We start from the raw sequence: 14775 nt of genomic DNA on the forward strand, positions 1-14775 counted from the left end.
GTTTGGTGTGACGCGCATGATCCACATTTTGTCGTCATATGCGTCATTTAGTTTAGAGTAGTAAGATATGAGAGCATTGTTCCAGGATTCGTGCCGCTTCAAATAAACATACCGATAGTTATTTTCGGGATTTATAAAGTAGCTGGCACTAAGGCCCTGGGAGTTTAATAATTTTACAAATCGGTTGGCATTTCTTGGATTGGCAAAGACATTGGCGATAATGTAATACGCTGATCGAACACCATTTATGAACTGACTTTTGGACTTTGGTTCGCTATCTGCAACATTATCCCTGACAACCACATTTTTTTGAAGCACATCTGAGTCATATTCTGACGATTTCTCACGAACTTTATTCGCATTCTCGGCATAGGCCTCATTGGAATAACGGTTATCAACATTCATTACCCATAGTTCTCCATTGTATGCTCCGTCTAATCCCGATTTATGGGCAGCGAGAGCTTCTTGCCAGGTATCGTATCTTTTCAGATATACATACTTCATTCCGTTTTTGGGATTGTCAATATAATCCGGATTTAAGCCCTGACTATATAGATTATCCATGAATTTATTCATGTAGTGTTCGCCTTTGTAGACATTGGCAACTACGTAGTAACCATTTTCCACACCCTTGAGGTCTCTGAATTTTTGGCTTTTAACATTGTTCAGTTTGGCCTCCCTGATAAATACATCTGCCTGAGTTTTCTTTCTAACTATAGGTTTGTATTCGGCGGGCGCCGGCTTCTTTACATTTTCAACCAGTGCGGTTTTATCGTTATTAAGGAAATACATTTCCCTGGCCTTTTCTTCAAGATCCGGACGGTTACCGTTGGTTTCATTCCTTACCATTCGCATAACCATCTCAAATCTTCTTTCAAGATCTTTTTCACGATTGGTTTCCATAGAGTCCTGTCTGAACATCAATTCTGCGAGGATGGCGTCATTCTCGGCTAAACGGCGCTTGAGTTCTGTAATCTCCTCTTCATCTGAAGCAAGTGATTCAGTAATCTCCTCTTGCTCTTCTTCAATATTTGCGATTGCCTCCTCATTATCTTCTAACATTACCCTGTCTTCAGTAAGGTTTGGAGTAAAGGAGTAAGCAAAGGATATTTCGTGGGTAACACCGAAGTTGTCAAAACTATTCGACAAGCCTTTTTCCATGGTATAACCAAGAGAGAGTCTTTTTCCTAAATTGAATCCAATTCCGGCTGAGGCCCCATAAAAGGAGTCATAGCCTGCCTGTAACCATCCTAATTTGGGTAGGTCGAAAATTAGATTACCACCCAAAACAATATCTTCCTGACCAACCTTTCTTACCCTTGCAAGTGGCATCAATCTTGAATTTTCAAAAACCCCGGAATTATTTTCAAACTCATAGGTATATTGTAAATGAGCGGAAAAGGTTTTGTCCTTGAATTCTGTAATAGATTCATTTGTTTTGAGGTTATAATCAAAAAGGTTTTCGGCAAAAACACCAAAATCGAATTGATCATATGAAATATTAAACCCGGGTTGAAATGAAAGCAATGAACTATCCTGGAACCCACTAAGGAATGGATCTAATTCTATTGGGTTTGCTCTATTTTGATCTAAACCACTACTGTAATAAGACACATTAGCCCCAAAGGTGAAATTACTTTTATCACTTAATTTTACACCATAAGCATAATTGGCTAATATTCCGTAATTGCTAACCACACCTTCCCGCTGTGTATATAAACTTAATCCCAGTCCGGATCTGTCGTTAATCCTACCACTGTAACTAAGGAAATATAACTGGTTATTATCATCAAAAGATACCGATTGGTTTCTGTGTAAAAGATTAATATATGAAAGGTCTTCACGAACCGTTGAGAAAGTCGGATTTATTAGAAATCTGTTAAACTTCAAAAGGTTCTGCGAAGGCACATCATAAGAGATAAAAGGATTATCTTCCTGGGCGCTTACTTGAGTAAGCGCCATGATGAACAATAGCAGGAATGTGGTCTTTAGTTTCATTGGTTTTGGCTAACGAATAATGGTTATGGTGCCTTGTTTTAAAACTTCATTGGAGTCTTTTATCTTATAGAAAAAGACCATGTTTTGCTTGGCAAAAGTCATTGAAGTTTCAGGCCAGTTATTTTGATAATTGAATTCATTAAATACTTCTTTACCGGCACTATTAAAGATGATGACATTTACGTCCGGCTTATTGGAATAGGAATTGGGAATGATCCACTGATCATTTATTCCATCACCATTTACGGTAATAACATTGGGTATTTTAAATGTATCCAGGTATTCAACAGTTAACGGTCTTGTTACTTCACAATTCCCGATCATTGCTACCAGCAGGTAAGAACCCTCGTCGGTATAATTAACGGAAGAAGAAGTACTCATTACATTATTATTAGAATCGTACCAGGTATAGGAGTCTCCCCCACTAGCCGTTACTGTCCGGGAGCTACCTTCAGGGAAAACCACCGTTTCAGATGGGTCCAGGGTAATTAATGACGGATCCAGTCCGGATATAACAATCTCGTTAGATGGAAGCGGACAACCATTTCTGTCTAATATTAATTGGTAAGTCCCTGGATCTGTAGCCGTAAGAGCTACATCTGTACTGTTTATACTAACACCGTCTCTAAACCAGTCAAAAGATTGACCTGTTAAATCTGTTGTAGTACTTATGGTAATAGGTTCTGAAGGACCACAGCTAACAAGACTGCTGCTGTTAATAGTTAAGGTCTCATTTACCAATAACTGAACATCCAATGCATTTGATGTTGCATTGTATGTAGTAATGGTACCGTCTACTTCGTAATTTCCGTTTTCTGTAATATCCGTTAAACTTATGCTCGATGAAATTTCTCCACTTACAGGACTACCATCTTTATTCCATTGGTATGAAAATGCAGAGATAAGAGAAGCGGTGACATCAGTAACGCCTCCGCCTGAATCTATTGCGTTAATTGTCGTTACATCAAGTACAATGCTGTTATTGGCACAGGCCGTATAAGCAGATGCGTAGTCTATCACAATTTCAAAAGAAGCCGGGGTAACCACTGTAGTAATATCAGAATCTATAGAGGTTGAAGAACAAGGACCGCCACTAAGGGAAACCCTTGCAAAATAGGATCCTGTATCTGTTTCGCTTACAGTTAAACTACTACTTGTAGCACCAGATACTGGACTGCCATCTTTATACCATTGAAAAGTTGGCGAGGAAGCATCGGTTGTAACACTTAGCGTTTCGTTTTGTCCTGGTAAAACAACCACATTGGCAGGATTATTCCTTGTTACGGTAAAGTTTCCTGCATTGGTAATGGTTACGGCTGCAGAGCGTTCCACGCAAGCTCCGGGACCAAAAATTTCTACCTGGTAATCTCCTTCAAACCCGGGCACAGAGGCATCTACGGAATAAATATAATTATTTGATGAAGGAATTGCCGCACCATCCTTAAACCATGTATAGGTTAGGCTGGCATTATTTATATTGGCTTCAAGATTTTCTGTTTCACCGGCACACAAATCGGTTTTGGCAGGTGGGTTAATAGCTATTCCCAAACTGGCACCTGTTGTGACATCAATGATGTTTGAAAGGGTATTACCAGATCCGGAACATGCGCCATAATCAATTTCTACATTGTACATTCCTGCTTGTGAAACGGTAATGGATTCACTTTTTTCGGTTAAAGGTGATCCGCTCCTATACCAATTATACTGATAGGTATTTGCATTGGGAAGATTATAAACTTCCAGAGTAATAGAGTTTCCATTGCACACCTCAGCTGTACCGTCTCCAAAGTCGGCATTACCTTGTTGTCTTATAGTAAGTCCTGAGTTTACATCAATATAATACATTGGATAAGCCACTGAGGGTGTTCCAACTACCGCAGGACTTGTACTTCTTACTCGCATTCTATAGCCTTCACCCCTGGTATCAGTAGGTAAAGCAAATTGAAAGAAAAAGTCAAAATTTGTGTTTTTAGTAGCATCTCGGGCTAGTTCCACCGGACTTGCAAAGCTTCCGCTGGCATCTGAAAGTTCAAGAATGAACTCATTATCACCATTAACCAATGGCGGACTCCAGGTAAAATTTACCCAGTAATCATTAAAAGTACTGGATGCACAAGCCTTGTCCCAGGGTGAACTTCCTGGAGGCGGCGTCTGGTTAGGTGCAGCAACAGGGGCATTTAACACCTGCGCGCTGAGTTGCATGCATCCTAACAGCAGTATGGTCAAAAAGAAATACTTGATTTTAAAGGATAGTTTTGCTCTCATAAGTAGTGTAGTTTTGGGGGAACTATTACATGCTTTGTTAAAGTTTTACTCGAATTTACCAGTGTATTAACAACAAATATGTCATTTAATTACCTGCCTGGGAATTTAATGTTGTAGCACCAATTAAATATGTTGTGAAATACGGTAATTGCATGGTCAGCATCTTTTATTGGGTCCCATACCCTCATTTTTCCTACATTTGTGCTTCAAATTAAAATCAATGAGTGAAACACCTAAATCACTTAATTTTATAGAACATATTATTGAAGAAGATCTGGCTAACGGGTTCCCTTCTAAGGATTTGAGATTTAGGTTCCCGCCGGAACCAAATGGCTATTTGCATATAGGACACGCAAGCTCTATTTGCCTTAATTTTGGCCTTGGCCTTCGTTATAATGCTCCCGTCAACCTGAGATTTGATGATACCAACCCTATAAAAGAAGAACAGGAGTATGTAGACGCCATTAAGCGCGATGTAATGTGGCTGGGATATACGTGGGATACCGAATGTTATGCTTCAGATTATTTTCAGTCCCTATATGATTGGGCCGTAGAACTTATAAAAAAAGGCAAAGCCTACGTGGATAGCCAGACTTCGGAGGAAATGGCCAGGCAAAAGGGAACCCCTACAGAACCCGGAGTTAATAGCCCATACAGAGACAGGTCCGTTGAAGAAAATATTAGTCTTTTTCAAGGTATGAAAGATGGCCTTTATGATGAGGGAACACATGTTCTGAGGGCTAAAATAGATATGTCTTCACCTAATATGTTAATGCGGGATCCGATTATGTATCGAATCCTGAAGCGTGCACACCACAGAACAAATACCGATTGGTGTATTTATCCCATGTATGACTGGACACATGGGGAAAGTGATTATATAGAGCAGGTTACACACTCACTTTGCACCCTGGAATTTGCCCCCCACAGGGAGTTATATGATTGGTTTCTAGACAATATTTACGACCCTAAAAAAATAAGACCCAAACAGCGTGAATTTGCCCGAAGGAACTTAAGTCATACAGTTGTAAGCAAACGTAAATTACTTCAATTAGTTGAAAAAGGCCATGTAAATGGTTGGGATGATCCAAGAATGCCAACAATATCAGGACTGAGAAGAAGAGGGTATACACCAGAATCTATTCGGAATTTTGCAGAGACCATTGGAATCGCTAAACGTGAGAATGTTGCGGATGTTTCACTTTTGGAATTTCACATCAGAGAACATCTGAACAAGATTACACCAAGAGTAATGGCTGTGCTTAATCCTTTAAAACTGGTAATAACTAATTTTCCGGAAGGAGAAGAAGAATGGCTGAAAGCCGAGAATAATCCTGAAGATGAGTCGGCAGGTTTTAGAGAATTGCCTTTTTCCAGAGAATTATATATTGAACGTGAAGACTTTAGAGAAGAGGCAAACAGAAAATTTTTTAGACTGAAGCTGGGTGGTGAGGTACGACTAAAGAATGCATATATAATTAAGGCGGAGAGTTGCACTAAAGACAGTGAAGGAAATATTATAGAAGTACAATGCACTTATGACCCCAAAAGCAAAAGTGGAAGCGGAAGCCCGGAAAGTTTGCGGAAAGTTAAAGGCACTCTGCATTGGGTAGCGATTAAAAACGCTTTACCGGTAGAGGTGAGATTATATGACCGGCTGTTTACTGATGAAACACCGGATGGACATAAAGACAAAGACTTTCTTGAGTTTATTAATCCAAATTCATTAAAAGTAATTACCGGTTATGTTGAGCCTAGTCTTAAGGAGGCAAAAGTTGAGGATCGTTTTCAGTTTCAAAGACTGGGTTATTTTAATGTGGATAAAGATTCTACAAAGGAAAAACTAGTATTTAACAGAACCGTAACGCTTCGGGATACATGGGCAAAAATAGAGCGTAAACCGCAGAATAGAGAATAGCTATTCCTAAAAATATTACAATTGGTATTATTTATGCTATTCGGCCTGATTCCAAGCCACTTAAGGACTTTTTAGATTATTACGATACCTGCCCTGGTAAGATGATACAAACAGCTTATAGAAATCGCCTATGATGGTTTTTTGATTATTTAGAAGAATTAGCACTCATGTTAATCAAAAAATTGAACATCTATAGAAAAACTACTCCTTTTTTATTATTAACAGGAGTTTTACCAAATCAAATAAGTTTTACGCTCTTATTTTTTCGGATTTTGTTTTTTCATAGATTCTCCTATCATATTACTTGCTGTAAACGAAGCCACCATATTATTTAGCATGTCACTACCTGCCTGAGGTGAATTTGGAAGCAAAATAAGATTTGTGTTAGTTTCCTCACCAATGGATTGTAAAGTATCATAATGTTGAGTTACCACAATTAGCGCCGAAGCTTCCTGCGAATTAATTCCGACTTTGTTCAATACTTCAACAGACTCTTCCAGACCTCTGGCAATTTCACGTCTTTGATCTGCAATACCCTGGCCTTGTAAACGCTTACTTTCTGCTTCGGCCTTAGCTTTTTCAACTATTAGGATTCGGGCAGCGTCTCCTTCAAACTGCGCCGCGATCTTCTCGCGTTCTGAAGCATTAATCCTGTTCATTGCCTCTTTTACCTGTCCATCCGGGTCAATATCAGTCACCAGGGTTTTTATGATATCGTATCCGTAATCTAACATAGCATCCTGTAATTCTGACTTTACTGCTATTGCAATATCATCTTTCTTTACAAAGACATCGTCCAATTTCATTTTAGGGACCTCTGCCCTGACAACATCGAAAACATAAGATGTAATTTGATCGTGAGGATATTCTAACTTGTAAAAAGCCTCATATACTTTTTCTTTAATAACTACATATTGTACCGATACTTTCAACTTTACAAATACATCATCCAGGGTTTTGGTTTCCACAATCACATCCAATTGCTGTATTTTAAGTCCCAGGCGCGCAGCGATTCTATCCACCATGGGTATTTTCATTTGTAAACCTGAATTTCGGATACTGTGGAATCGGCCAAACCGTTCGACAATAACTGCCGTTTGCTGCTTTACAATAAAAAACGAAGCCAGAAGAATTAAAATTCCAATAAAAATAATTGGTATAAGAAGAAAATTACCCATAGTATATAAATTAAGTTAGTGAATAGTATTCGAGAGACGTATTATATATGTCGAACTTTTTACTGATTTGTTACAATTTTTCCAATGCCAGGCTAATTCTTTTCAGAGTTTCCTTCTTACCAACTAAGGCCATAATATCAAATAAATGAGGGCCTTTTAAGTCTCCAACCATAATTAATCTAAGAGGAGCCATAACATGTCCGAAGGACAACTGCTCTTCTCCAATCCATTTTTTAACTGTTTCTTCGAGACCGGAAGAAGAAAAATCTTCTAGGGAATCCAGGAGAGAGAATATTTTATTTAAAATGGCAGGAGTGTTTTCTTTCCATTGTTTTTTTACCACTTTCTCATTATAAGAATTCGGCGTATGGAAAAAATAGCTCCCTAATTCCCAAAAGTCGAGCACAAAAGACGCACGTTCTTTAATCAATGAAATGACGCTGGCAATATACTCATCATTGTTTTTCAGGTCAGGGTTGAATACTTCTGCATCAGTGAGTTTTTCATCCAGGACGGCTTTAAAGGACTTAATTAAAACTTTATCCTCTTGTTCCTGGAGATAATGACGATTATACCACTTGGTTTTTTCGGAATCAAATCTGGCTCCGGCTTTATGCACCTTTTTAATATCGAAAACTTTTATCAGTTCTTCCAGTTTAAAAAGCTCTTGTTCTGTGCCGGGATTCCAACCCAGAAGGGCAAGAAAATTTACAACTGTTTCCGGGTAATAACCTGCCTCTCTGTAACCAACAGAATCTCCCCACGAAAGAGGGAAAATTGGAAATCCACCTTTTTCTCCATCACGTTTACTCAATTTACCCTTTCCTTCAGGCTTCATAATAAGAGGCAAATGTGCAAACTTAGGAGGCTCCCATCCAAAAGCATCATATAGTTGAGTATGCAGGGCCAATGAAGGCAGCCATTCTTCACCACGAATTACATGGCTTATCTCCATAAGGTGATCATCAACTATGTTTGCCAGATGATAAGTGGGCATACCATCACTTTTGAATAATACTTTATCATCCAATATGTTAGTGTCTATTTGAATGTCCCCTCTTATAATATCCTTTAAATGCAAAACCTCATCCTGAGGCGTATAAAATCGGACAACATAGTTATCTCCTTTAGCAAGTTTTCTTTCAAGTTCTTCCGGAGATAATGACAGTGAATTATTTAGTTTAAAACGATTGTGCCAGTTGTATATAAAGGTTTTCCCCTTTTTCTCATGGTCCTTCCTATGTGCATCTAGACTTTCGGCAGAATCAAATGCGTAATAAGCCTTTCCAGTCTTAATGAGCAGATCAGCATATTTTTTATAGAGTAACTTGCGTTCGCTTTGTCGGTATGGGCCATGGCCCAGATCTTTTCCGGGCCCTTCGTCAAATGGTATCCCGCACCAGTTTAAGGTATCTACGATATATTTTTCTGCACCTTCTACGTAGCGGTTTTGATCTGTGTCTTCTATCCTGAGAATGAAATCCCCATTGTTTTGTTTTGCAAAAAGATAGTTATACAAAGCAGTTCTGACCCCGCCAATATGTAATGGACCCGTTGGACTTGGTGCAAACCGAACACGAACTTTTTTACTCATTTAGATAAAATTAAGCAACAAAGATAGTTGTTAAAAAAGCACAATAAAATATTATATACCCGCCTTTTTCATTTCATCAGGAATTCTGGGATTCATTACTCTGAACCAAAGGGGTGGCACAAATGAAAGAACCATTGAAGTAGGATAACCATAAGGCATTTGAGGTGAAGTATCATGGTAATCCAATATCTGATATTTCTTTGATGATTTGTAGTGGTGGTCGCTATGTCTTGTTAATTCATATAGCACAATCCTGCCCATTACATGATTGCTATTCCAGGAGTGAATTTCGCGAACCCTCTCATAGCGTCCGGATGGCAGTTTTGTCCTCATCAAACCATAATGCTCTATATAATTAACGGTTTCAAGAAGCAGGAAACCCACTAAACTTGCAAGTAGCGCATAGATCAGGACTGAAGAACCAAAGAGGTAGTAAATAAAACCTAAGTGTACAATCTGAATGAGTGTATACCAAAGCATATCGTTATAATAAGAAAATACGCCGCTGTTCCTTGATTTCAACAACTTTTTTTGAATAGCCCACGCATTTAGATATTGTCTGGTAACGGAGGTTAACCAAAAGGAATATAAGGATTGATTGTATTTAGCGGTTGCCGGATCTTCCTTAGTGGCTGCGTGAAGATGGTGCCCATAGTTATGCTCAATATAGAAATGCATGTATAAAGACGGAAGAAGTAATAATTTGCCCAAGAAGCGTTCAAAAGACTTGGCCCTGTGACCTAATTCATGGGCTACATTAATACCGTTAGCCCCCAGCACAATACCAACTGAAAGTATAATTCCTACTAATTCAAAAGTCTCGTACGTGCCGGCAGAAAGTTCATATAAGGAGTAGTACAATAGTCCAAACACCAAAGGAATGTTCAAATAAAGCAACCAGTCAAAAAGCTTATTTTTTTCTTTAGCTTCTCTTTCCTTTCCCTGGTAGTTTGTAACACTTACCGGAAGGAGTAATTCCATTAAAGGAATGAGCATAAATACGTATACCGGCGTAATAAAACTCCAGTAACCCTTCAGATAAATACCAATAAATGCGCAGATTGGTATTGTAAAAGCCGCCATGTACTTTAAATCTTTCATTCACTACTTTTTAACAATTATTTGAGGTAAAAATCTAGTTTACTGGGTATCTTGGTACTAAATATAGCAGATTTTGAACAGTTACAATAACATTTTGGATAAACTGGATCAGTTTAGCCGTAAGTTCTATACGAAAATGCTAATAAAAGGCGGTTTGCTTTTTTTGGCATTTGGTGTGCTTTATTTCATGTTAACCCTTGGAATAGAATACTTTTTCTGGCTGAGTTCAGGAGGTCGTTTTGTGTTGTTAGCGCTTTTTTTAGTAGTAGAAGGATTTTTACTTTATCATTATATAGCAATACCAGTTTTCCATCTCTTAAAGCTTAAAAAGGGAATAAGCAATAAAGAGGCCTCATTGCTTATTGGAAAGCATTTTAAGGAAGTTGGTGACAAATTGTACAATTTGCTTGATTTGGCCGAGGACAAGGACCAGTCGGAGCTTTTACTGGCAAGCATTCAGCAACGCTCAGAGAGTTTAACTATAGTTCCTTTTACCAAAGCAATAAACCTAAAGGATAGCTACAAATATCTAAAGTATGTATTGATTCCTGTCTTGTCATTGGTCGTATTGTGGGTTTCAGGTAATATAGGCTCATTTTTTGGTTCGTACGAACGAGTGATAAACTATGATACTGCGTATGAGCCTCCCGCTCCTTTCTCCTTCAGGCTTTTAACGGGAGATTTGGAAGTTTTGGAGGATAGGAACGTCACGGTCCAGGTGGCAACTGAAGGGAAAGTTCAGCCAACAGAAGTTTATATTGTTGTAAACGGTAAGGAGTTATCATTGCAGAAGACCGGTGATTTATATGAATTTACATTTACACCCCCCTTAAGTTCTACAGAGTTTTACTTTAAAGCTAACGATATTAATTCAAGGGTTTATGAATTAAAGTCTTTGAAAACACCTTCCATACAGTTTTTTGAGATTACTTTGGATTACCCGATATATACCAAGAAACCTTCCGATATACTTAAAGGTACCGGCAATGCAATATTCCCCGAAGGAACTAAAGTAAGCTGGAAGATGGAAGGGGCAAATACAGAAGAGATTGTGTTAATTAGCAAGGACACTACCATTTTATTTAATAAAGAAGAAAACAGCTTTTCATTAAATAAAACCGTGTATAAAGAGCTTTATTATGCTTTGGCCACATCTAACAAGAATGTGACAAATTATGAAAAACTAGAGTACCATTTCCGGGTTGTTAAGGATGCTTTTCCATCAATTTCTGCAAAGCAGGTTATAGATTCTTTAAGTCCGAATGTGGTTTATTATGTGGGAGAAGCTTCAGATGATTATGAGATAAGTTCTATTAAGCTTGTGTGCTATGCGGAGGAGGATAAAGAAAATAGACAAATTCTCAACCTGGGTACACCTAACGCAAACTATAATCAGTTTTATTACACTTTTCCAACAGGACTAAACCTTAAGGAGGGACGTACCTACAATTACTATTTCGAAGCCGTGGATAATGATGCCATTCAGAGGGGAAAGTCGTCTAAAACAGAGATTTTTACAACGGCGATATTGGACTCTAATGAGTTGAATAATAAGGAGTTAGAAATGAGAAAGGCCCTGATAGAGGACATGGATATGTCATTGGAGAGGTTTAAGGAACAAGAAGAGTCGTTAAAAGATATAAATAAGGAACAAAAGGAAAAGAACAGCCTTAATTTTAATGACCAGATGCAGGTAAAGGAGTTCCTGAAAAAGCAACAGGACCAGGAGCAGTTAATGCAAAAGTTCAGCAAACAGTTAAAGGATAATCTCGAATCTGGTGATAAGGACGATAAGCTAAATAAAATGTTGAGGGAGAGGCTTGAGCGACAGGAAATGGAAGCGAAGAAGAATGAAAAAATGCTTGAAGAACTAAATAAAGTAGCAGATAAGATTAACAAGGAAGAATTATCCAAACGATTGGAGGAACTGGGTAAGAATCAGCAAAATAGTAAAAGAAACCTGGAGCAGTTGTTAGAATTAACCAAGCGTTATTATGTAACTGAGAAGGCGGCACAGCTGGCTAAGGATCTGGAGAAAATGGCGGAAGAACAGGAAGCACTATCAGAAAAGGAAAAAGATAAGTTAGATTCCGGATCACAGGATATATTAAATAAAGAATTTGAAAAGCTGGCCAAAGAATTAGAAGATCTGAAGAAGGATAATAAGGAGCTCAAAAAACCACTGGAGCTAAATATTGATAAAAATAAAGAAGAGGGAATAAAGGAGGATCAAAAGGAGGCTTTTGAAGAATTAAAGAAAGAAGAAGAGGCAAAGCAGGCTAATAATGAGGATAGTAAGAATAAGTCTGCCGAGAAAGCAAAACAAAAACAAAAAGCAGCAGCTCAGAAACTAAAGGAAATGAGTGAGGAGCTTAGTGCTTCAGGTTCTGCAAGCGGCGAATCTACTATTGCAGAAGATGCTGAAATGTTACGTCAAATATTAGATAACCTGGTTACATTTTCCTTTAAACAGGAAAAGTTATTTGATCAGTTAGAAAGCTCAGACTATGATATGGCAAACTATTCAGGCAGCGTCAGAAAGCAAAAGGAACTGAGGAATTTGTTTGAACATATAGACGATAGTTTGTTTGCATTGTCTTTAAGAAGAGCCGAGTTATCGGAATTTGTCAATAAGCAAATTACGGAAGTCTATTATAATATTGATAAGTCCCTTGAGAGTATAGCAGACAACAAGATATATCAGGGAGCGGCCTATGAACAATATGTCTTGAATGCTTCAAATAGCCTGGCTGACTTTCTTGCTGATCTTTTAGACAATATGCAGCAGAGCATGAAACGTGGTACTGGTTCAGGTAATCCTAACGATGAGTTTCAGTTACCCGATATAATTAAAGCACAAGGAGAACTTAAGGATAAAATGGGGAAAATGGGTGAAAGTGGAAAAGAAGGTGGGGAAGGAAAAGAGGGTATTGGTCAAAAAAATGGTCAGAGCGGTAATCAAGGTGATGAGGGAGCTGATGGTGAAAAGGGGGATAAACAAACAGGCGGAAGTGGAAAAGAAGGAGAAGGAAACAAAGGAAAAGACGGAAAAGGAGAAAACGGAACTGGCGGTGAGGGAGGTATAAGCGAGGAAGAAATGAAAGAGCTTTATGAGATTTATAAGGAACAGGAATACTTAAAACAACAACTCGAGAAGCAATTAGAAGATTTGATGCAAGATGGAGACAAAGGACTTGCCTTGAAATTGATCAAACAAATGGAGGATTTTCAGAATGATCTTTTGGAAAACGGAGTTACCCAAAGGACAATGGATAAGATGAATTATATTGAACATCAATTATTAAAATTGGAGAATGCAGCACTGAAGCAGGGAAAAAAGGAGGAAAGAGAAAGTGAAACAAATACCAAACAGTTTCAAAACCCGGTCTTGACCAGGCCGGAAGTGCTTGAGAATTATAGAAATGAAATTGAGATTTTAAACCGGCAAGCATTACCTTTGCGGCAAAACTATCAAAAGAGGGTAAGAAGCTACTTTAGACAAGATGATTGATTTTCAGTATGAAGCAGATTTTAGGTTAAATGATTCAAAGAAATATACCGATTGGATGGATTAAGAAAATAATTAGCAGTGAAAACTACCTTGTAGCAGATATAAGCTATGTTTTTTGTACAGACGAGTATCTGCTTGAATTAAATGAAAAGTTTTTAGGGCATAAGACATATACAGATATTATTAGTTTCGATTATTCTGAGGGAAATAGGATTTCCGGAGAAATTTATATTTCAACTGATCGTGTTAAAGAAAATGCCCAACGGTATAATGTAGATTTTGACATTGAACTGAAAAGGGTTATGGCCCATGGACTATTGCATTTAGTCGGTTATAAGGATAAGACTGAAGAGGACGAGAAAGTAATGCGGGCAAAGGAAGATGAGAAAATAGATATGTTCCACGTGAAACAATAGATAAAATGTTTGAGAATAATTATGATGTAATTGTTGTAGGAGGAGGACATGCTGGAGCGGAAGCAGCGGCAGCAGCAGCTAATTTGGGTTCAAGAACATTGTTAGTGACAATGAACTTGCAAACAATTGGGCAAATGTCCTGCAATCCGGCTATGGGAGGAATTGCTAAGGGTCAGATTGTAAGAGAAATTGATGCACTTGGGGGTTATAGCGGACTCATTACTGATAGATCAGCAATTCAGTTCAAAATGTTGAATAAATCCAAGGGTCCGGCCATGTGGAGTCCCAGGGCGCAGAATGATAGAATGCGGTTTGCTGAAGAATGGAGAATAGCTCTTGAGAAAACAGCATTGGTGGATTTCTATCAGGAAATGGTTAGCGGATTGCTTGTAAAAGGAGAAAAAGTAATTGGTGTAAGAACTTCCTTGGGAATAGATATTAAGGCCAGGGCAGTAGTATTAACGAACGGTACATTTTTAAATGGACTAATTCATATAGGAGACAAACAGTTCGGTGGAGGCAGAGCAGGCGAGAAAGCAGCTACAGGTATTACAGAGCAGTTAACAGATTTTGGATTCGAAAGTGGAAGAATGAAGACAGGGACGCCACCCAGGGTAGATGGTAGATCTTTGGATTATTCAAAGATGATCCCTCAACCCGGAGATGAAAAACCTGAAAAATTTTCATTTTTAGAATCTGTAACATTGAAGGAGCAGCGCGATTGTCATATGACACATACCAATGCTTTGGTCCACGAATTGTTAAAAGAAGGTTTTGATCGCTCGCCGATGTTT

The 14775-nt window shown here is 38.3% G+C and carries 9 protein-coding genes; 4 read left to right on the forward strand and 5 right to left on the reverse strand.

Translation table 11 applies throughout. The annotated features are described in order from the left end of the window. Positions 1–1998 (reverse strand): type IX secretion system membrane protein PorP/SprF (locus tag Q0X89_RS07785; RefSeq protein WP_297692830.1); only part of this gene is annotated, 1998 nt, incomplete at its 3' end. A gap of 9 nt (positions 1999–2007) precedes the next feature. Beyond that, a complete protein-coding gene (locus Q0X89_RS07790) occupies positions 2008–4263 on the reverse strand; it encodes an immunoglobulin domain-containing protein (protein ID WP_297692832.1) in 2256 nt (751 codons plus the stop codon). A 220-nt stretch (positions 4264–4483) separates the two neighbouring features. On the opposite strand from Q0X89_RS07790, the gene Q0X89_RS07795 reads away from it, so the two are divergent. Next, positions 4484–6181, forward strand: coding sequence for a glutamine--tRNA ligase/YqeY domain fusion protein (locus Q0X89_RS07795; RefSeq protein ID WP_297692834.1), 1698 nt, complete (start codon positions 4484–4486; stop codon positions 6179–6181). A 257-nt stretch (positions 6182–6438) separates the two neighbouring features. Here the strand turns inward: Q0X89_RS07795 and Q0X89_RS07800 are convergent, their stop codons facing one another. From Q0X89_RS07800 to Q0X89_RS07810, 3 genes are all read right to left on the reverse strand, one after another. Then, positions 6439–7359, reverse strand: coding sequence for an SPFH domain-containing protein (locus tag Q0X89_RS07800; RefSeq protein WP_297692836.1), 921 nt, complete (start codon positions 7357–7359; stop codon positions 6439–6441). Between the two features lie 70 nt (positions 7360–7429). Next, the gene (gltX, locus tag Q0X89_RS07805; RefSeq protein WP_297692838.1) at positions 7430–8953 is read right to left on the reverse strand and encodes a glutamate--tRNA ligase; all 1524 of its coding nucleotides are present in this window, start codon (positions 8951–8953) and stop codon (positions 7430–7432) included. 51 nt (positions 8954–9004) lie between these two features. Next, positions 9005–10054, reverse strand: coding sequence for an alkane 1-monooxygenase (locus Q0X89_RS07810; RefSeq protein WP_297692840.1), 1050 nt, complete (start codon positions 10052–10054; stop codon positions 9005–9007). Between the two features lie 73 nt (positions 10055–10127). Here Q0X89_RS07810 and Q0X89_RS07815 point away from each other — a divergent pair, with 73 nt between their 5' ends. From Q0X89_RS07815 to Q0X89_RS07825, 3 genes are all read left to right on the forward strand, one after another. Beyond that, on the forward strand, positions 10128–13565 hold the full coding sequence (locus tag Q0X89_RS07815) for a hypothetical protein (protein ID WP_297692842.1): 3438 nt from the start codon (positions 10128–10130) through the stop codon (positions 13563–13565). A 29-nt stretch (positions 13566–13594) separates the two neighbouring features. Then, positions 13595–13981 carry an rRNA maturation RNase YbeY gene (gene ybeY / locus Q0X89_RS07820; protein WP_367177030.1) on the forward strand — a complete coding sequence of 129 codons (387 nt, stop codon included), beginning with the start codon at positions 13595–13597 and terminating at the stop codon, positions 13979–13981. 5 nt (positions 13982–13986) lie between these two features. Continuing rightward, positions 13987–14775 (forward strand): FAD-dependent oxidoreductase (locus tag Q0X89_RS07825; RefSeq protein ID WP_297692845.1); only part of this gene is annotated, 789 nt, incomplete at its 3' end.

Origin of the sequence: uncultured Eudoraea sp. (genome assembly GCF_947258525.1) — a bacterium.
Lineage (GTDB): Bacteria > Bacteroidota > Bacteroidia > Flavobacteriales > Flavobacteriaceae > Eudoraea.